This is a genomic window from Marinobacter sp. F4206, from assembly GCF_019392195.1.
Classification (GTDB): Bacteria; Pseudomonadota; Gammaproteobacteria; order Pseudomonadales; family Oleiphilaceae; genus Marinobacter.
This window is the reverse complement of sequence record NZ_JAHXKI010000001.1, coordinates 86,241-103,476: the sequence shown is the minus strand read 5'-3', so window position 1 is coordinate 103,476 and position 17,236 is coordinate 86,241. Positions and strand designations below refer to the sequence as shown.

At 55.8% G+C, this 17,236-nt stretch carries 22 protein-coding genes; 6 read left to right on the top strand and 16 right to left on the bottom strand.

Going from position 1 to position 17,236, the window contains the following annotated elements:
• Positions 1 to 57 precede the first annotated feature (57 nt).
• On the bottom strand, positions 58 to 615 hold the full coding sequence (locus KZO34_RS00515) for a cupredoxin domain-containing protein (protein ID WP_219472226.1): 558 nt from the start codon (positions 613 to 615) through the stop codon (positions 58 to 60).
• Positions 616 to 817: 202 nt separating this feature from the next.
• Between KZO34_RS00515 and KZO34_RS00510 the strand changes: the two genes are divergently transcribed.
• Both KZO34_RS00510 and KZO34_RS00505 read left to right on the top strand, forming a co-directional pair.
• Positions 818 to 1,483: a response regulator gene (locus tag KZO34_RS00510; protein ID WP_219472223.1), complete on the top strand. Its 666-nt coding sequence runs from the start codon at positions 818 to 820 to the stop codon at positions 1,481 to 1,483.
• Positions 1,470 to 2,804, top strand: a complete 1,335-nt coding sequence (locus KZO34_RS00505) for an ATP-binding protein (RefSeq protein WP_219472220.1) — start codon at positions 1,470 to 1,472, stop codon at positions 2,802 to 2,804. Before KZO34_RS00510 ends, KZO34_RS00505 begins: the two co-directional genes overlap by 14 nt.
• Positions 2,805 to 2,808: 4 nt before the next feature.
• On the opposite strand, the gene KZO34_RS00500 is transcribed toward KZO34_RS00505, so the two are convergent.
• Together KZO34_RS00500 and KZO34_RS00495 are read right to left on the bottom strand one after the other, a co-directional pair.
• The gene (locus KZO34_RS00500) at positions 2,809 to 3,177 is read right to left on the bottom strand and encodes an EF-hand domain-containing protein (RefSeq protein ID WP_219472217.1); all 369 of its coding nucleotides are present in this window, start codon (positions 3,175 to 3,177) and stop codon (positions 2,809 to 2,811) included.
• A 121-nt stretch (positions 3,178 to 3,298) separates the two neighbouring features.
• A complete protein-coding gene (locus KZO34_RS00495; RefSeq protein WP_219472214.1) occupies positions 3,299 to 4,156 on the bottom strand; it encodes a bifunctional transcriptional activator/DNA repair enzyme AdaA in 858 nt (285 codons plus the stop codon).
• Positions 4,157 to 4,187: 31 nt separating this feature from the next.
• Here KZO34_RS00495 and KZO34_RS00490 point away from each other — a divergent pair, with 31 nt between their 5' ends.
• Entirely contained in the window at positions 4,188 to 5,294 is a 1,107-nt protein-coding gene (locus tag KZO34_RS00490) for a peptidoglycan-binding domain-containing protein (protein ID WP_219472211.1), read from the top strand.
• A gap of 85 nt (positions 5,295 to 5,379) precedes the next feature.
• On the top strand, positions 5,380 to 6,180 hold the full coding sequence (locus KZO34_RS00485; RefSeq protein ID WP_257900118.1) for a transporter: 801 nt from the start codon (positions 5,380 to 5,382) through the stop codon (positions 6,178 to 6,180).
• Positions 6,181 to 6,290: 110 nt separating this feature from the next.
• Here the strand turns inward: KZO34_RS00485 and KZO34_RS00480 are convergent, their stop codons facing one another.
• On the bottom strand, positions 6,291 to 6,443 hold the full coding sequence (locus KZO34_RS00480; protein WP_219472208.1) for a DUF1127 domain-containing protein: 153 nt from the start codon (positions 6,441 to 6,443) through the stop codon (positions 6,291 to 6,293).
• Between the two features lie 203 nt (positions 6,444 to 6,646).
• Positions 6,647 to 6,898, bottom strand: coding sequence for a YdcH family protein (locus KZO34_RS00475; protein ID WP_219472206.1), 252 nt, complete (start codon positions 6,896 to 6,898; stop codon positions 6,647 to 6,649).
• Between the two features lie 169 nt (positions 6,899 to 7,067).
• Here KZO34_RS00475 and KZO34_RS00470 point away from each other — a divergent pair, with 169 nt between their 5' ends.
• The gene (locus KZO34_RS00470) at positions 7,068 to 8,036 is read left to right on the top strand and encodes a beta-ketoacyl-ACP synthase III (protein WP_219472204.1); all 969 of its coding nucleotides are present in this window, start codon (positions 7,068 to 7,070) and stop codon (positions 8,034 to 8,036) included.
• A gap of 1 nt (position 8,037) precedes the next feature.
• Here KZO34_RS00470 and KZO34_RS00465 read toward each other — a convergent pair whose 3' ends face one another.
• On the bottom strand, positions 8,038 to 9,573 hold the full coding sequence (locus KZO34_RS00465; protein WP_219472198.1) for a CHASE domain-containing protein: 1,536 nt from the start codon (positions 9,571 to 9,573) through the stop codon (positions 8,038 to 8,040).
• A 237-nt stretch (positions 9,574 to 9,810) separates the two neighbouring features.
• Between KZO34_RS00465 and KZO34_RS00460 the strand changes: the two genes are divergently transcribed.
• A complete protein-coding gene (locus tag KZO34_RS00460; RefSeq protein WP_219472178.1) occupies positions 9,811 to 10,083 on the top strand; it encodes a YebG family protein in 273 nt (90 codons plus the stop codon).
• Between the two features lie 59 nt (positions 10,084 to 10,142).
• Here KZO34_RS00460 and KZO34_RS00455 read toward each other — a convergent pair whose 3' ends face one another.
• The 10 genes from KZO34_RS00455 to soxX all read right to left on the bottom strand — a co-directional run bounded on the left by KZO34_RS00455 (position 10,143) and on the right by soxX (position 17,185).
• A complete protein-coding gene (locus tag KZO34_RS00455) occupies positions 10,143 to 11,081 on the bottom strand; it encodes an MBL fold metallo-hydrolase (RefSeq protein ID WP_219472176.1) in 939 nt (312 codons plus the stop codon).
• A gap of 31 nt (positions 11,082 to 11,112) precedes the next feature.
• Positions 11,113 to 11,865: a thiol:disulfide interchange protein DsbG gene (dsbG, locus tag KZO34_RS00450; RefSeq protein ID WP_219472172.1), complete on the bottom strand. Its 753-nt coding sequence runs from the start codon at positions 11,863 to 11,865 to the stop codon at positions 11,113 to 11,115.
• A 32-nt stretch (positions 11,866 to 11,897) separates the two neighbouring features.
• Positions 11,898 to 12,350: a GlcG/HbpS family heme-binding protein gene (locus tag KZO34_RS00445; protein WP_219472168.1), complete on the bottom strand. Its 453-nt coding sequence runs from the start codon at positions 12,348 to 12,350 to the stop codon at positions 11,898 to 11,900.
• Between the two features lie 92 nt (positions 12,351 to 12,442).
• A complete protein-coding gene (locus tag KZO34_RS00440; RefSeq protein ID WP_219472165.1) occupies positions 12,443 to 12,913 on the bottom strand; it encodes a DsrE family protein in 471 nt (156 codons plus the stop codon).
• Positions 12,910 to 14,667, bottom strand: coding sequence for a thiosulfohydrolase SoxB (gene soxB / locus KZO34_RS00435; protein WP_219472162.1), 1,758 nt, complete (start codon positions 14,665 to 14,667; stop codon positions 12,910 to 12,912). Before soxB ends, KZO34_RS00440 begins: the two co-directional genes overlap by 4 nt.
• A gap of 95 nt (positions 14,668 to 14,762) precedes the next feature.
• On the bottom strand, positions 14,763 to 15,068 hold the full coding sequence (locus KZO34_RS00430) for a hypothetical protein (protein WP_219472158.1): 306 nt from the start codon (positions 15,066 to 15,068) through the stop codon (positions 14,763 to 14,765).
• Positions 15,069 to 15,093: 25 nt separating this feature from the next.
• Complete coding sequence (gene soxA / locus KZO34_RS00425) at positions 15,094 to 15,933, bottom strand: sulfur oxidation c-type cytochrome SoxA (protein WP_219472154.1); 840 nt, start codon at positions 15,931 to 15,933, stop codon at positions 15,094 to 15,096.
• Positions 15,934 to 15,988: 55 nt separating this feature from the next.
• Positions 15,989 to 16,300 (bottom strand): thiosulfate oxidation carrier complex protein SoxZ, encoded by a 312-nt coding sequence (soxZ, locus tag KZO34_RS00420; RefSeq protein WP_218634320.1) that lies wholly within the window; start codon positions 16,298 to 16,300, stop codon positions 15,989 to 15,991.
• Positions 16,301 to 16,325: 25 nt separating this feature from the next.
• Positions 16,326 to 16,814, bottom strand: a complete 489-nt coding sequence (gene soxY, locus KZO34_RS00415; RefSeq protein WP_219472151.1) for a thiosulfate oxidation carrier protein SoxY — start codon at positions 16,812 to 16,814, stop codon at positions 16,326 to 16,328.
• Positions 16,815 to 16,831: 17 nt separating this feature from the next.
• Entirely contained in the window at positions 16,832 to 17,185 is a 354-nt protein-coding gene (gene soxX, locus KZO34_RS00410) for a sulfur oxidation c-type cytochrome SoxX (RefSeq protein WP_219472148.1), read from the bottom strand.
• Between the last annotated feature and the right edge of the window lie 51 nt (positions 17,186 to 17,236).

Here is a 17,236-nt window from a genome sequence, read left to right as displayed (position 1 = left end):
GAAATACTGGAAACCGGAGCACCATGGGGTGCTCCGTTCATACTCTTCCCGTCTGGCTCAGTTTGCGCTGGCCTGGGTGTCTGCAGCGGATTCAAAGTTCACGTCACCGTACATTCCGGACTGGTAATGCCCCGGGATGTTGCAGGCGAACTCGAGGTTGGTCTTGCTGCTGAATGTCCAGACGATTTCCTGTTTGTCGCCCGGCTCAACCAGCACGCTGTTGGGATCGTCATGTTTCATGGAATGGCCGTTGCCCATATCCATGTTCATCATGTCGTGATTGAGCTTGCCACCCTGAATCACGCCGTGCTCAACCATCATCTTCATTTCGTCACGATGGGCCTCGTGCATGTCCGGAGTGCCGATATTGAATTCATGGACAAGGTTACCCTTGTTCTCGACGACGAAACGGACGGTTTCGCCACGGGTAACGTCGATGGCCTCTGGCTCATAGTAGTTGTCATGCATTTGAACCTGAATGGTGCGGGACACGTCGTCCGCCTTGCCAGGCTCGCCGATACCGGCGCCGTGGCCGCCACCATGGCTGCCGGCAGCGAATACAGTTGCGCTCATGGACATGGCCGCAGCGGCAACAATAAACTTTGATGCATTCATTCCAACTTCTCCTGTGACTTGATCTGCGATAAAACGCCAGTTGCCTCGCACTCGGAACAAGGCAATAGTACGAAACGATGGATAAGATCTCGCACCAACCTGAATTCTTACTGAAAATGACAAACTATTTATTATTCAGGCCCAGTTCAGGTTAATCCCCGACACTGGCAACCGTTTTGTAACCCCATGAAGGACGTACCGAATGCGGCTACTGCTCATCGAAGATGACCGCCTATTGGCCGACGGGCTGGCGAGGCAGCTTGAAAAGGCGGGTTTCAGTGTCGACACCGCCTACACCGCCCGCGAGGCGGATGTACTAGGCCAACAGGAAGACTACCGGGTTGGCGTCCTGGACCTCGGCTTACCCGACGGGAACGGGCTGGATGTGCTGCGCAAGTGGCGCGTCAACCAGGTGTCCTTTCCTGTACTCATTCTGACGGCACGGGGTGATTGGCAGGACAAGGTGAATGGCCTGAAGGCCGGAGCGGACGACTACCTGGCGAAACCGTTTCAGACCGAAGAACTGATTGCCCGTCTGAATGCCATCGTGCGCAGAAGCGAAGGCAGGGGGTTCTCTCTGGTCAAAACCGGTCGGTTCGAGCTGGATGAAAACCGGCAAAGCCTGAGAGTCGGCGATGGCAGTGAACACAGCCTGACCGGCACCGAATTCCGGTTACTCCGGTGCCTCATGAGCCGTCCGGGCCAGGTTTTCTCCAAAGAACAGCTGATGGAACAACTCTACAACCTGAATGATAACCCCAGCGAGAACGTGATAGAGGCTTACATCAGGCGGCTTCGTAAGCTCGTTGGTACCGAAACCATCTCAACCCGGCGCGGCCAGGGATATCTGTTTAATGACTTGGATTAAAAAGCCCGCCTCGGTCAAGAATGCCCTACTCGTACTACTGTTACCCGCCGGCATCGGCCTGATGGCGCTGGCCTGGCTAGTACATGGCCTGCTTCTTGATCGCATGTCCAGGGAATTTGTCGAGAGCCGGCTAAAGGATGAGGTCGCCTTTCTCGAACACCAGATTCGGGAATCGAACGGGCGCCTGGAAGACCTCCAGACCGGTGACTATTTCCAGGATGTCTTTCACCACGCTTTTGCCATCCGATCGCCCTCTCAGAGCCTGATCTCACCGGAATCCTGGACGCCCCTATTGATGCCGCTGATCGAGTCCGATCAACCCGCCACCTTGCACGTGGAAGGCGCTGTCGCGCCAAACGCACCTTCCGACCTCCTCGCCTATCGGGCGTCGTTTTTGGTCGACGGGATGCCCATCGTGGTGATTGTTGCCGAGGATCTGGAGGCCCTGAAAAGCAGCCAGGCCGAGTTGCACCTCTGGACGGCCATTCTCTCGATACTGTTGATTCTCTTACTCGTTGGCGTGATCTGGTTGGGCATCAGCTACTCCATGCGTCCGGTGCTGTCGCTTCAGGCGGCTCTGAATAGGCTTCAGGGAGGCGAAATATCACGCATCCATGTTCAAAGCCCTGAAGAATTCCAGCCCTTGGTGGAACAGCTCAACCAATTGCTGGATTCGCTGGATCAACGTCTGGAACGCTCCCGGGACGCCCTGGCAAACCTGTCACACAGCGTCAAAACGCCCATCGCGGCGGTCCGGCAGGTCCTGGAGGACACCAGCCGTCCCCTGGACGACGACCTGAGGCACCAAATGGCCGCCCGGCTTGACGATATTGATAAGCAGTTGGAAGCGGAGATGCGCCGCAGCCGGTTCGCAGGACCGCAGCTTGGCAAAAGCGCCAGTCCGGTGAAACAGGCCCGGGATCTGTTGTGGATGCTGGGCCGATTATACCCGGAAAAATCGTTCGAGCTCGCCACCTCGCTCACAGAAGAAGCCCGCTGGCCAATTGAAGAACACGATCTGAACGAGATCCTCGGTAACCTGCTCGACAATGCCGGCAAGTGGTCATCCCGTTGCGTGGAGCTGGCCCTGGAACAAGAGCAGGGCCTCGCCCGAATCGTGGTAACTGACGATGGCCCCGGTGTCGATGAGGAGGAAATGGCCAACTTGGGTCAACGGGGATTGCGACTTGACGAACAAACCCCTGGCCATGGGTTGGGCCTGTCAATCGTACAGGACATTGTTAACCGCTACGGAGGCCAGAAACGCTATTCAGCAGCGCCCCACACCGGGCTAAAAGTCGTGATCGACATCGGAATCTGAGATCTTATTCCGCTTTGCCGGCACTATTGCAGTGGGCCCGGAACTCCAACCGGCTGATTCGGTCATCACCGTCGGCATCGGTGACCTGCAGCATTCTCAGGCCAAGGTCAAAATCCTCCGCCGGTGGCCGATCCCTGGAGCCCTCAGGGACTTCACCGCATTTGAGATCCTCTCCAATTCCGCATTGACGCATGTATATCAGCTCGCTTTGATCGATGTAGTCGTTACCGTTTCGATCCGCGCACTGGAACTGCCCCTTTGCGCCGGGAGACAGCTCTTTACCAGGAGCTGTTTCCGACGTATTGGGAGATGAACACCCATATAACGCCAGCAAACCAGCCAGCATCATTGTTGAAGTCGGCCAACGGAGCATAGAATTTCTCCTTCATTTGAATCCGAGTCTAGACCGGCCTGGTATTTGGTGCCATTGCATTGCCCCACTTCAGAGATTCCGGCATCGGTTCTGGACACACAACCCCTACATGCCCATGGCGCTAGTCATTGCCCTCTTTTTCTGCCCTCAACAGGGCATGTTTTCGTTCAAGCCCCCAGCGATAGCCACCCAGTTGGCCATCAGCCCTCAGCACCCGATGGCAGGGAATCAACAGCGCAATTCGGTTTCTCGCGCAGGCCGACGCTACAGCCCTGATGGCGTTGGGCTTGCCAATACGTTTTGCAACGTCGCCATAGCTGAGCACGTCTCCCTCCTGAATGCTCTTCAGAAATCGCCATACCTGAATCTGGAAGGACGTACCCCGCATGTCCAGAGGGATATCGGGGCTGGATTTTCCCCGGTTCACGTTCTCCTCAAGGGCATTGATCCAGTCATCAAGCTCTGGTGTTTCGGCCGCGGGTGACGGCACCAGGCTCGCGCCGGGAAACTCCTTCTGCAACGAGGAGATGAGCGAATCCACATCATCCCCAAACTCCACGAAACAGACACCCTGGCGGGTCGCCCCCATCGCGATCAGCCCCAAAGAGGTTTGCCTGCAGGCGTAAGCAATGATTTCGCCGCTGGCACCGGCCTGATAATCTTTCAGCTTCATTCCAAGTTTCCTACGTTGCTCGCCATACACCCGGCTGACGGAGCCGTACCCAGAGGCAAAAATGGCCTCGGTCACATTTTCTCCTTGCCTCAGGGAGGCCTTGAAACGCCTCAGGCGAACGGCCTCCTGGTAGTCCCTTGGGGAAACCCCGATTTCTTCCTTGAAAACCTTTTGCAACCTGCTTGGCGACAGCCCAACGACGCCGGCGAGCATCTCCAGGGTCAGCGTTTCCTCCGCCCGCTCCTCGATCATTCGGGCGAGGCGTACCATCTGGGTTGACCGATCAATGTCTGTTGGCGTTGGCATGTCATGGCCTCACGTTTCGACGAAGACCCTCATGAAACGGGATTTGTTACCCGGATGCCATCCGTTTTTTGCTTCCAGACAACGATTCCCGGTCGGCAGGCAGGATCCCCCGGATCAGAACTATGTGTGGTCGTGCACGGAACGCCGCCCAAATATGTTCAATACTCAACCAATCTTTAGGAATACCGCGACCATGGAGGGTTTCATCATGAATGTTGTCAGACATCGCTTTACCCAGCACGCTCTGATTATCTCACTTGCACTGACCGCCAGTACCCTTTCCCACGCCAACACCGTTAAGGTCATCTTTGCCGCGGAGAACGCTCTCTACGGGGCCGGCTATGACATCGGGCGCGCTGACGGTTGGATGGACAGCTCCCTGAAAAAAGCCATTCGACAATACCAGGATCGGTCCGATCATCTTCGAACGAGCGGAGTCCTGGACTCAGACACTCTGACGTCCCTCGGCATCCACCACAAAGCAGGAACCACCATTTCTGGCAACACCGTTGGCAAGAAAGGCGACGCTCTCTCAGCACTTGGCATCTCCAACGCAGCGCCCGAACAGGCCGCCAAAGCCGAACCCAAGCGGGAAAAAATCGTTGCCAAGGCGTTCACCGTACCTCTCGCTCCTGAACCGGACGGACAACCCGAACCGGACAAAGCCGCAGAAAAACCCGAGCCGGCTCCTGCCTCCAATCCCGCTCCAGCCAACGTAATTGCCGAGGATGAGGCGAAGCCCGAGGTGGAGGCAACGCAAGAGGCTCTATCAAAGCCTGCCACTACCGTCACCTCGAAAGTGGCCGAAATTGACTCGACACCAGATGAAGAATCGCCCCCAACTGTTCAAAACAAATCGCAAAGTTATGTTGATCATCAAGACCCGGTAGTGACGGCGGATGTGACGGAGCCCCCGGTAAAAGCGGCCGCTCCGTCGTCTGCCGAAACAGCGCAGCAAGACGACCCGAGTGCCCAGTTGCCAGACGAGCCAACCGCGGCCGGTATGCCCCAGCAGGCATCTACTGAGGTTCAAGCAGGCAAAAGCAAGGAGGTTCCTGAGGCCCAGGCAGAGGCGACCGGAGACAACCGGTCAATTTTTGGAACCTTGTTTGATTTTCTCTTTGGCTGGATGGCCTGATCACGAACATTGACGGAAACGTTGCATTCCCGGAACACACTGACTATGCCTTAATCAGTCCTGAGTTCACAAAGGATGTGCTCAAATGATTAATGTCAGAAAACTTGTTCCAGTTGTGGCGGGTGTTCTTTTAAGCCCTCTCGCCTCAGCCCAGGATGCCTCGGACTTGGCCAAGCAACTTGCCAACCCCATCGCTAGCCTGGTGTCGGTTCCGTTGCAGTCAAATTTCGACTCCAATATCGGGCCCGGTGATGACGGAGACCGATACACACTGAACGTTCAGCCGGTGATCCCTTTCTCACTCAACGAAGATTGGAATCTGATCAGCCGGACCATTCTGCCGGTTGTCGACCAAAGCGATATCTTTCCCGGGGCTGGCAGTCAGAGCGGTTTGGGCGATACCGTCCAGAGCCTCTTCTTCTCTCCGGTCCAACCAACGGCCAATGGCTGGATTTGGGGGGCCGGTCCAGTCTTCCTGCTGCCAACGGCAACCGATGACCTGCTTGGAACGGAAAAGTGGGGCTTAGGACCCACCGCCGTCGCACTGAAACAGTCGGGCCCATGGACCGTTGGCGGACTCGCGAATCACATTTGGTCCGTAGCCGGTGATAACGACCGCGATGACGTCAGTCAATCGTTCGTTCAACCCTTTTTCACTTACACCACTGCAAAGGCGTTCAGTCTCACGCTGACAGCAGACTCGGTCTACAACTGGGAGACAAAAGACTGGACAATCCCGGTCGGTGTTTTCGCCGGACAGGTGTTTAAACTGGGCAGACAGATCATGCAAGTGGGCTTAGGGCCACGATATTACGCAGAAAGCCCTGACATCGGCCCTGAGGGATGGGGAGCCAGAGTCAATGTCGTTTTTCTGTTTCCGAAGTAGCAGTCTCGGAAAAGCAAGGCGGGAGAGGTTTGGCAGGCGTGAGAATTGCCCGGGGCGAACTGAGGCTTGAGCCTCCAGAACACTTCAACCCCGGGCACGTCTCAATACCATCAGAACTTCCAGAAAGGCGTGCTCAGTTTCTGATGAACAACATCGGGGGAAAAACCTACGTCGTTAAGCAGACGACGGTCCATGGTCATCACCAGATTGATGAAGTTGCGCTTCATTCTCCAGCCCTGATAAATAGCAGCAGCTCGTTTCATGTCATATCTCCGGATTCAGCTGTTAAAGTTCCGGGAAAGGACTCTCGGAACCGTGCTTGATTAGGCTGCTATTCTAATCCCGTCACGACGCTTGCTGAATACTTGGAAACCCCTATCAGAGGGGCTTTTCAGACATTTCCCTGGTGTTTGAAGCGCTGGCCGGGCGCTTCCTTTTGCCCGGCTTTTTCCAAATGGATTTTCTATCAGGCACCGCGTCCGTTCTGGACCAGTGCCTGGTATAGCTGATCTTTCAAATGTGCCCGTTTCTGCTTAAGCCGATGCAGCTTATCGTCTCCAATGGGGGCATCCCGTTTTTCAAGCCCTTCGATTTCCTGATCCAACTCTGCGTACTGTTTGAACTGATCGCCAAACCTGGAATCGTTGCTTTTCAGTTCGTCAATCAGGTCGCTGTACTGCGGAAACTCTTTGTGAAGCTGATGATTCGAAATTCCCATGCTGGTGCTCTCCTCTTCGTTGCAGAGTGTCGGATCACTGACTTCTTCATAATAGCCGAGCCTGCCAGTTTCGGGGCACCTTTGACAAATCGCTAATAACGCTCGCGGGATTGTGGGTATAGCATGGGGGAACGATACACAGCCAAGTTACGCCTCGGGACTCTCACGAATGACGTTTGCACGAATTGCCGGCACGGGTTCTTACCTGCCAGAGAACATCGTTACCAATCAGGACCTCGAAAAGATGGTCGACACCACTGACCAGTGGATTCGTGAACGAACCGGTATTGAGCGCCGACACATTGCCGTTGAGGGCCAGAGTACAGTCGACCTGGCCGAGCCGGCTGCCCGCCAGGCTATCGAGGCAGCGGGACTGGTCCCGGAAGAGATCGACCTGATTGTTTTTGCCACCTCGACCCCGGACAAGATCTTCCCCAGTTCCGCATGCATCCTGCAGGCCCGTCTGGGCATCCGTGGTTGCCCGGCGTTCGATATTCAGGCGGTGTGCAGCGGCTTTGTCTACGCGCTGGCAACGGCCGAAAAATTCATCAAGACCGGGAGCAGCAAGAAAGCCCTGGTTATTGGTGCGGAGGTCTTCTCCCGCATCATCAACTGGGAGGACCGGGGAACCTGCGTACTGTTCGGTGACGGTGCTGGTGCGGTGGTTCTTGAGGCCAATGAAGAGACTGGCATCCTTTCCACCCATATCCATGCCGATGGCCAGTATGAAAAGCTCCTGCATGTGCCCTGTGGCATTTCAGACGGCTACGATCAGGTAAAGGCCGGCCGAGCCTTCGTGGAAATGAAGGGCAACGAGGTTTTCAAGGTGGCGGTGAACACCCTTGGGAAAATCGTGGACGAGACTCTGGATGCCAACCAGATGCAAAAATCCGACATTGACTGGCTGGTTCCCCATCAGGCCAACCTGCGAATCATCGCGGCGACCGCAAAGAAGCTGAACATGCCGATGGAACAGGTCGTGGTTACTGTAAACGAACACGGCAACACCTCGGCCGCATCAATTCCCCTGGCGCTTGATGTCGCCGTCCGGGATGGTCGGATCCAGCGCAACGACGTTCTGCTGCTTGAGGCGTTTGGCGGCGGTTTTACCTGGGGAGCGGCATTGATTCGGTACTGATTCAGGCCCGGCACACCCAGTTGCGCCCGGTCTCCTTTGCCTGATACAGGGCGTCGTCCGCGCGATTAAGCAGATCGGTCAGATTCTGTTGCCAGGTCTCCGGGGTCAGCGTTGAAATTCCGACGCTGATCGTCACGACGTCGGCGGCGGTAGAACTGCCATGGGGAATTCTGAGCGCTTCGACCGCCTGCCGACAGGCTTCCCCAACATTTTTGGCATCCTTGGTATCCGGAAGCACGATGCTGAATTCTTCACCGCCGTACCTTGCCACCAGATCACCGGGACGGTGGACGGTCTGACGCAGACAATCTGCCACCTTTCTCAGGCAGACATCACCTGCGGGATGGCCATACTCGTCGTTGTATTCCTTGAAATGGTCGATATCAATCATCACCAGCGACAGCGCGCTACCCTGGCGTATTGCCCGACGGTACTCCCGTTCCAGGCGGGCGTCGAAATGCCTTCGATTGGCCAGCCCAGTGAGCGAATCGGTCAGTGAGATCCGCTCAAGCTCTGTCTTGGCCGCGCTGAGTTGAGAGTTCCGGCGAACGCTGATCATGAAATAGCTGACGATCAGACTGACGAGGGCAATGCCTGCGACTCCGACAAACAGCGGGAAGCCCCCTCGCCTGCTTTCAATAAAACCTTTTGAGGGAACGGCCTCAACCACCCACTCGCGACCTCCGATATCGAACACCGCGGAGGTATACCGGCCTTCCTTGTCCCATCGCTGGTCGTCCAACTCGTCTGAGCTGAACAGCAGCACATTCTCCTGCCCGGACCGGTCGTAGACCTCGAACAGGAAATCGCCACTGAGTTCATCACCTATGGCAAGGTTGACCAGTTCGCCAACCCGAAAGACCCCGTTGATAAAACCGTAATGCTGCAATGCAGCTCCCGAGGTCCGGCTGTCCGATGCAGATCGGTACAGGGGCGCAAACACCAGAAAGCCTTTCTGACTGCCGGGTTCCTGAACCAGACGAATGCCTGCGGTGGCTGACATATTGCCTGTCTGCATGGCCTTCAGCAGCGCTGCCAGCCGCGATGCCTCGCTGGCGAGGTCAAACCCCAGGGCCGCCCGATTCTCAGACAGAGGTTCGATAAACTGCACCGGCACATACCACTCCCGTTCCTGTGCCTGCTGCAAACCGGAGTCCGACGATTCTCGAATCAGATAATTGACAAATTCCTGCCGCTGTTGGCGGATAAAGGAGGGAACTTCCGCCCGGAGTACCATCGGCGCCCAGGCAAACGCCTGGATCGCTGGCGAACGTTCGAGAATGGTCTTGGTCATCACGGCAAAGCGTTCGGAGGTCATTTCCGGCAGGACGCTGACGGCTTCTTTCAGGGCGTAGAGAATTTCGAGGTTCAGCAATACCTCCCGCTCAAACACGGCGGAAAGCTGATCGATATCAGACCTGAACTCGAGCTCAATGGACCGGGACTCCTCAAGATAGAGGGTCCGACCGAGTGCAATGCTGAGCCCTGTCCCGACGACAAGAACGACCATGGCCCACGCAAACGTGCTTCGCCTCATCGCCGGAACCCTTGGTCGGTGAACGCCCTTCGATCAGTGAACATGACTAACGCAAGCCTCAAATGAATGGGGTCAGAAAAAACTCTGTTTTCTACGTTAATACTCTAGGCCGAGATGTCATTTTTTGTAACGGAATTTCATCTGTGACTGCCGCGATTCCTTGTTGTGCCATAGCGACATCATTCGCTATACTGTATTTTTATACAGCACTACGCACATTCACTGCGAGGAGTGACCATGGCGGTACAAGCAGTCTATTTTTCCGATAGGGACGGCCTGGATATGGCGTTGAAACATCCTGAAACCATGCTCTTTACTTCAAAGGCGGAAGCCGATGCCCGGGACAAGGTTCTGGAACTGGCGGAAGAAATCCAGGTATTTCTGAGTCGTAAAGTCGAGGGTTTGAGCGATGATCAGGCAGAGCTATGTGCCATGGCCATCGCAGAAGAGCGGGATCTGTTTCAAAAGGCGCTGAAGAAGCCCGAGCTGCTGAACGCCACGCAGGAATAAAAACCTTTCGTATGGGGCAGGCAACCTGTCCCGAAGCTTGGGCGTTGGGTTCGGGTACCTCAGAAGTAGTCGAACTCAAGGTGCTGGTATACCCGTCCGGCATTTTTACTGGCCAACTCCTCGAACGTATCCAGGTAGGCCCACTGCGACTGGTCGATGTTGTACGCTTCGTCCAATCCACCTCCACGCTCCAGGATTTCGATTACAGCATTTCTTAAGAAGACCAGATATCCTCTTGTTTCCTTTCGAATTACATCCAGAGTGGCTGGCTCACCATGACCGGGGATGACCGTCAGGGGATTGAGCTGACTCATCCTGTCAAAGGATTCGATCCAGGCTCCCGTATCCGTATCCTCGAACACCGCCAGAAGCCGCTGATGGAAACCAAGATCACCCGTAATCAGCAACTTTTCCTCCGGTATCCAGAGCGCAATGTCGCCGGGTGAATGTCCGGGACCGAAATAGCGCAGTTCAATCGTGACATCCCCCATTTCGAGGACATGCTGTTCAGAAAAGCTGATATCAGGAACCGCGACGTAGGTGCCCTCCGCTTTCTCCTTGTTACGGTTCTGCATGGCTGCCAGCTTGATATCGCCATGTTGGCGGAATTCCTCAATGGCCGATTCGTGGGCAATGATCGGAACCCCCTGATCCCGCCAATAACTGTTGCCCAGCATGGCGTGCCCCTGACCATTTTCATTAACAACATAACGTACGTCTTTCTCGGTCATGCTTCGGATTGAATTATGCAACGCCTTGGCCAGCAGGTAATTGTCACCACCATTCATCACCACCACGCCATTTTCAGTGATGATGAAGCTCAGGTTATTGTTGTGGCCGTGGTTTTCGTAAGTGCCCGGTGCTGTTGCACCAATGGCAGAGTAAACACGTTCAGAAACCCGGGTTAACTCAAGCTGCTCAGGAACATCGGCTTCGCCCGCGGTCACCCCTCCCGATACCAGTAGCAGAACGCTCAGCAAGACAGCGTGTAATGGCATTGTCCGTCCCTCACCCAATCAGATAATCCAGTTAATCCGCGGCCCGGAATACGGCCTCGGACAGCGCCGAGTCGTCCGGCAGACCCACGATACTTTCCACGTTACCCCGCTCATTGCGGTAGAAAACCGAGGGCGTGGCCGAAACCGACAGGGCCTCCATCAATCGGTTATTGCTTTCAATTTTCTCTCTGAGCGGTTCGGGCACGTTACTCGGCGTATCAAGCCAATCCCGGGGAAATTGGCTATCATGAAAGTCGAGCATCCCGACAGGGTCGTCGGCGGCGATGACGCTTGCCGACTTGGCCAGACTGGACGGCTGAATGATCCCGACCAGGATGTGCCTTAGCTCAATACCCCTTCTGAGAAGCGGTTGAGCTTTTTCACGGAATACAACGCAATACCCGCAATTCGGATCCGTGAACACGTACACGACCCTGTCCGGGTTGCCGGCACCTTCAGCAACCCATGTCGCGTTTCCCAGCCTTGTCCAGGCACCATTCAAGTCGGGTTTTGGCAGCCAAACCCGGAAATGCTCTTCGCTCAGATTCCGGCCAAATCCGTCAATCATCTTTCCAATCACGACATGCTCACCGTCGGGCATCAGGTACAACGACACCGCCCGACCATTGCGGCGACCGACAAAACCAGCAAGACCTCCCGGAGCTTCAAACTGCGCCTCGATGGACAAGCCTTCGTCCACCAGGGTTTGTATCGCATCGGGGTATTGCCCAAAAACCAACCCCGGAAAAAGGAAACAACCTACTTTAAGAATGTTTCGTATCATGTTGTCATTATTCGGTTAGTCCTACGAAACCATCAAAACGAGGCCATTTCCAGATCCATCTCCACAGCGGCTACGCCCGCTTCAGCACAGCTCTCGTCAACTTCACCCGAAGGTGCGCCACTCACACCTACCCCGCCTATGGTCTCGCCGCTGGCCTGAACCGGGACTCCCCCTGCAGACAGCAGAACGTTATCAACCTTGCCCACCGAAAACGGGCCGGTGAAACGATCTTCAAGTGACGACGTTGTGCTGGTGAACGTCATGGCCGTGTAGGCCTTGCGATAGCTGACTTCAAGGGCCAGATCCATGGCCAGAACATCCCGCAGGACAACCTGGGGGTGACCACCGCGATCAACCACGGTGACGGCAACCTGAACTCCTTGCTCCCGGCAGGCTTCGATCGCGGTTTTGGCGATCGTCAGCGCGGTGTCCATGGACATTCGCTTGATTTCAATCATGACCGGCTGATCACCCTCAGCCGCCATTGCTCCACCTGTTACCGCAAGCGCAGTAGCAAAGGCCAGAGATCTTGAAAAGGTGGTTCGCATTGTCCTCTCCCTTTTGCGGACTCAGTGATTCAGGGACGTACCAGAACGTAGCCCTGGTCAATCCGTTCAACAATGTGAGCGACCCCCACCGGCACGGGCAGAATGTCGGGAACCAGCTCAGGAAGATCGCCGGTGGTTCTCTCAATGGTGTCGATGGTATTCATGCACACAGAAAATCGCACACCCTGAGCCATCAGGCTCTCGATCTTTTCCCGCCGCTCATTGCCAGCGTAGAGCAGCCGAACCCCGGGACCGAAGGTCGTGATTTCAATATCAACAAGATCCGGCTGATAGTGCTCAAGCAGATTGCCGGCAACACTCAACACAAGGTCCTGCTTTGCCGGATCGCCATCGCTCAGTTGCAGCAAAAGGAAGGTCTCCGCGAACGGCTTGTTCGGGTTGATTGGCTCCTCGGCCTGCAGGGCCGGCGCCCCGAGCGCGAGGGCAACGAACAATAGCCACCACACGCCCTCACGCGTCAGAGCACAGAGAGCGCTCATGCCAGGTAGTCTTCCAGGCCCGGATTACCTTCCACGTTTTTTAGCCGGGGGGTGTTGAATTTGGTGATCTCCACGGTCTTTTCGGACCTCAGATAGTCCGCAACGACGTCCCAGATCGGGCGGCCTGGAGCCCTTGAGTTGACCGTGGCCCAACCGGCCACCTTGTACATCTTGTCCGCCTGAATCGGCTCCCCGTTATCCAGTTGCATGCCCGAAATACGGCCGTTCATATTCGCGGTGGGATCGCACGTATAGTCCATGCCGCCAACCCGAACCATGTCACCACCCTGCTGGTAATACGGATCCTTGTTAAACAGATTGTCCGCTACGTCCTCCATGATCAGTTTGAGGTCGGCGCCTGACATCTCCCGAACGTAGGTTTCCGGATAGGTAATGGCAGTGGCATTCATGACATCGTCCATTGTGATGGCGTCGCCCGGCAGTACGGTGGTTCCCCAGCGAAACCCGGGTGAAAGGGAGATCTGGGCATCCAGAACCGCTCTTTGCGCATCACAGATCACCTGGTCCATGGTCCCGTTGAAGTTTCCACGGCGGTAGAGCAATTCATCGGTAATCGCGAGCTTTTCCCCGAGCTTGTCCACGAACGGTGCTCGTACGTCACGAATGAAGTTTTCCATACCACGGTCCGGCTTGATCAGGTCGGAGAACACCGGGAGCAGTTTGTACTCGTATCCGCGAACGCCGTTGTCGCCGATATCCAGGTCAAGCACGGCCACGTATTTGCCATTCGTGCCGGCATTGCTGACCAGGGTCTTGCCCCCCGGATTTTTCACGATCGAAGGCTGCGGTACCGCGTCGTGGGTATGACCGCCCAGGATGGCATCAATGCCGGAGACCCGACTGGCCATCTTCAGGTCCACATCCATGCCATTGTGGGACAGAACCACGACCGCATTCACCTTTTCGGTTTCTCGGATCTGGTTGACCAGGTCCTGCATCTCGGATTCACGGATGCCAAAACGCCAGTCCGGTATGAAATAGGACGGGTTCGCAATGGGCGTGTAGGGGAATGCCTGCCCGATCACCGCAACGCGCTTGCCGCCAAGTTCCCTGATGGAATAGGGCTTGAACACGCGCCCGCTGGCTTCGTCAAACGACTCGGCACCCATGAACATGGCCTCATCCGACAAGAACACGTTTTGGGCAAGAAATTCACCTTCGAACCGGCCGATGTTCTTGCGAATCTGTGCTTCCGGGTAGGTGAATTCCCAATGCCCCGTCATGATATCGATGCCCAGACGGTTGCTGGCATCGACCATGTCTTCACCGTTGGTCCAGTAGGCGGTTCCCGAGCCCTGCCAGAGATCACCACCATCCAGCAGCAGTGAGTTTCCTGGCCCCGCCTGATCGCGCAGCTGGTCAATCAAGGTTTTCAAATGGGAGAAGCCGCCCAACCGACCATATTCCTGAGCTGCTTCCGTGTAATTGAGGTAGGTGAAGGCGTGGGATCGCCTGGACGTTTGCGGAATCCCGAAATGATCCAGGAACGCCGATCCGACCAGGTGGGGCACTTTGCCCCTGCTCGGCCCGATCCCCAGATTGACATTCGGTTCGCGGAAATGAACCGGTGAGAGCTGGGCATGAATGTCCGTCAGGTGCAGCAGGCGAACATTCCCGTAGTTGGGTAAGTCGTACAGTCCCTCTCCCCCTTTTGCCAAGGCTAATTTCGGAGCAAGACCGGCTAGGGCTGCCGCCTGCATGGCAATCAGGAAATCTCGGCGGGATATGGACACTGTACTCTCCTCTATTTCTGGTTATTGGAGTGAGAGCCTTTCTTCGGAGTCTTTGCCAGGGCCCCGTAAGCAAGGCTCATTTATATGACATCGGCTCAGTTACCGATGGCCGTCATTCGCCAGGCCTCCTTCTGATTCTGCTGTTGGGCAACGGACTGATTGGCCAGTTCCAGGGCTTCCTCAGCCAGCCGTACAGCCGACTCGTAGTCATCCGCATCAGCAGCATCCTGCGCCGCCTTGAGTCGGCCTGAGGTGGTGGTCCACTGAAAGGTATCGGCTTTCTGATGCGTTTGTTCCGCTTGCGAATAAAGCTTCTCAAAGTCTTCCTTTGGACCGGCTTGGGCACACAGCGGGATCGACAGCGCGAGTGCCATTCCGAACGTCAGTAATGATCTGTTCATTGCAATTCTCCCGTCAGCGTTCCCGTCACGGTCTGGTCGATGGACCCACCACCGGTAGCCCGTTGCTCATATAGGTCAGGAAGTATTCAAGATTTCGGTACTCCGTGCTCTGAGCCGGCAGAGGTTCGGCACGGACGTTTCGGTTACAGCCGGCAAAGCGCCGATGCAAGGTGCCAAGCTCGCCCCACTTGGACCGATGAACCGGAAAATTAGAGGGCTGGCCAAGCGCTGGCGAAAGCAGATCGGCCCGGATCCAATTGCCCGGATTCTGCACGTGGCAGCTGGCGCACGAAAAGTTCAGTTGGCCCCGGCGACTGTAGTAGAACTCCTTCCCCGCCTGATAGGCAGCCTGGGCCTGCGGGTTATCCGGCACCTGGATATTGAAGTTCTTGCCCTGGGAAGTGGATGCCATGTACGCGGAAATTGAGGCTATATCCCCCTTTTTGTATTTCAGGGGTTCCTCACCATTGGCCTGACGACACCGGTTTATAGCCAGCTCCAGCGTTATCACTTCATTGTTCTTCTCATCGAAGTAAGGATAGTTCTGGCGAACCCCGACCCCGCCATTCTCGAAACAACTGGCATAGGTTTTTCCATTGGCAAACGGCGTCTCAAACATTTCCTTGCCTTCCGCGACCGCAAACTCATAAGGGGGAAAATCCTGCAGGGACTCCCACTGCGAGCGGCGATCTTCGTCGAGCGCATATTGGCCGTTTACGTACTCCTTATAGGGAACATCGGGGAACATCTGCTTGAAGTATTCAACCGCTTCCTTCCGATCCTCTTCCGGCGTGCTGCCTGCCATTGCCGCGGGCACCACCAGTGCCGCTCCGAGAGCGACCAGAATGACCTTTGCTTTCAGCATGTCCAATCCTCCTCCGCAGCGGATCAGAACCTTCCGGCTCTGCCGCCCTAAACCTTCAGGCGATCGTCGCGGTTGTTGAATCGCTTTCGCCTTTGTTATCCGTCCAGCTGATTGTCAGCTTGTCGCCCTTCTTGGCACCTTTGAACCGGCATTCCAGGAATGGATCCTTGGAAACCGCCGGGCCCCAGTTGGCAACAAACACGTCTTTACCGTTGTGGGTGATGGTCAATAACTGGATGAAATGAGCGGGAATAACGTTACCCGCGGAGTCTTTCACAAACCCCGAATCCATTGGGTGCCGGACCAACGCCTTGAGGGAGGTCACTCCACCGTTTTCAACTGCTCGAACTCTGATACTGGATGCCATTGTTTCTCTCCTGTCCGTCCGGGCGTTAGCCGCCACAACCGCCCACGGTCACTTTCACGTTTTTAGTCGCCTTGTAGGCCTTGCCATCGGAAATCACCACCGCTACCACATCTGTGGTTTCAGCCATTTTCAGGCGATTGGAAACGAATGGCATGGTGCCTTCCGGAATATCGAAGGAGGCCGCCAGGGCATTGGGGTTCTTCGCGACCAACAAGGCAATGCCGGTAACATTCGGTAGCGTGGTTTCAACCGTTACCGGAACAACGGCCCCGTTCTGAGCAATGGTGGGTAGGTCCATCGAGATCTTGTCGGACTCGGTCGCATCCATTCCGTAAAGTTCGGAAATGGTTTCATCCACGCCCGGCGTGTTGAATGCCTTCTTTGGCCAGTTGGAGGCATCCGGTGTGGTGGCCGCTTCAACTCTGAGCGGAATCATTCCGGACCCCAGTGCAAAGCTGGCAACGCCCGCACCCAGAACCCCTTTCAAAAAGCCTCTTCGCCTTTGGTCAATCACGGCAACTCCTCCTCGCTTTACAGCGTGTACAAATAATCAATGACCCGGTTGATCTCGTCTTTACTCATAATCATGTGTTTTCCGAATGGCGGCATTACCGTCACCGGATTGAACTGGGTTTCGTCCCAGATTCGTTTGAACAGCATGTCCCGGTCCGGATAACGGGATTTCATATCCGCCAGCTCCGGCCCGATGGTTCCTGTCAGCTTGCCGTCATCCATCTGATGGCAGGCCAGGCAGTTACCATCCTTGCGACTGAAAGCGAGCTCCTTGCCGCGGTCGATGTCCGCCTGCGTGGGTTCTGCAACCACCCCTGGCGCAGCACCCAGCGCGAGCGTGGTCAGACTCATCGCCAATAATGCATTTCGCATCTCTTGTTCCTCCTCCGCACGTTTGATGGCGCGCTCCGCGCCCGTAGCCTT

Excerpts from the sequence above, each read along its gene's own strand:
- KZO34_RS00515 (WP_219472226.1), bottom strand. The coding sequence starts at position 615 with ATGAATGCATCAAAGTTTATTGTTGCCGCTGCGGCCATGTCCATGAGC.
- KZO34_RS00510 (WP_219472223.1), top strand. The coding sequence starts at position 818 with ATGCGGCTACTGCTCATCGAAGATGACCGCCTATTGGCCGACGGGCTG.
- KZO34_RS00505 (WP_219472220.1), top strand. The coding sequence starts at position 1,470 with ATGACTTGGATTAAAAAGCCCGCCTCGGTCAAGAATGCCCTACTCGTA.
- KZO34_RS00500 (WP_219472217.1), bottom strand. The coding sequence starts at position 3,177 with ATGCTCCGTTGGCCGACTTCAACAATGATGCTGGCTGGTTTGCTGGCG.
- KZO34_RS00495 (WP_219472214.1), bottom strand. The coding sequence starts at position 4,156 with ATGCCAACGCCAACAGACATTGATCGGTCAACCCAGATGGTACGCCTC.
- KZO34_RS00490 (WP_219472211.1), top strand. The coding sequence starts at position 4,188 with ATGAAACGGGATTTGTTACCCGGATGCCATCCGTTTTTTGCTTCCAGA.
- KZO34_RS00485 (WP_257900118.1), top strand. The coding sequence starts at position 5,380 with ATGATTAATGTCAGAAAACTTGTTCCAGTTGTGGCGGGTGTTCTTTTA.
- KZO34_RS00480 (WP_219472208.1), bottom strand. The coding sequence starts at position 6,443 with ATGAAACGAGCTGCTGCTATTTATCAGGGCTGGAGAATGAAGCGCAAC.
- KZO34_RS00475 (WP_219472206.1), bottom strand. The coding sequence starts at position 6,898 with ATGGGAATTTCGAATCATCAGCTTCACAAAGAGTTTCCGCAGTACAGC.
- KZO34_RS00470 (WP_219472204.1), top strand. The coding sequence starts at position 7,068 with ATGACGTTTGCACGAATTGCCGGCACGGGTTCTTACCTGCCAGAGAAC.
- KZO34_RS00465 (WP_219472198.1), bottom strand. The coding sequence starts at position 9,573 with ATGAGGCGAAGCACGTTTGCGTGGGCCATGGTCGTTCTTGTCGTCGGG.
- KZO34_RS00460 (WP_219472178.1), top strand. The coding sequence starts at position 9,811 with ATGGCGGTACAAGCAGTCTATTTTTCCGATAGGGACGGCCTGGATATG.
- KZO34_RS00455 (WP_219472176.1), bottom strand. The coding sequence starts at position 11,081 with ATGCCATTACACGCTGTCTTGCTGAGCGTTCTGCTACTGGTATCGGGA.
- dsbG (WP_219472172.1), bottom strand. The coding sequence starts at position 11,865 with ATGATACGAAACATTCTTAAAGTAGGTTGTTTCCTTTTTCCGGGGTTG.
- KZO34_RS00445 (WP_219472168.1), bottom strand. The coding sequence starts at position 12,350 with ATGGCGGCTGAGGGTGATCAGCCGGTCATGATTGAAATCAAGCGAATG.
- KZO34_RS00440 (WP_219472165.1), bottom strand. The coding sequence starts at position 12,913 with ATGAGCGCTCTCTGTGCTCTGACGCGTGAGGGCGTGTGGTGGCTATTG.
- KZO34_RS00430 (WP_219472158.1), bottom strand. The coding sequence starts at position 15,068 with ATGAACAGATCATTACTGACGTTCGGAATGGCACTCGCGCTGTCGATC.
- soxA (WP_219472154.1), bottom strand. The coding sequence starts at position 15,933 with ATGCTGAAAGCAAAGGTCATTCTGGTCGCTCTCGGAGCGGCACTGGTG.
- soxZ (WP_218634320.1), bottom strand. The coding sequence starts at position 16,300 with ATGGCATCCAGTATCAGAGTTCGAGCAGTTGAAAACGGTGGAGTGACC.
- soxX (WP_219472148.1), bottom strand. The coding sequence starts at position 17,185 with ATGCGAAATGCATTATTGGCGATGAGTCTGACCACGCTCGCGCTGGGT.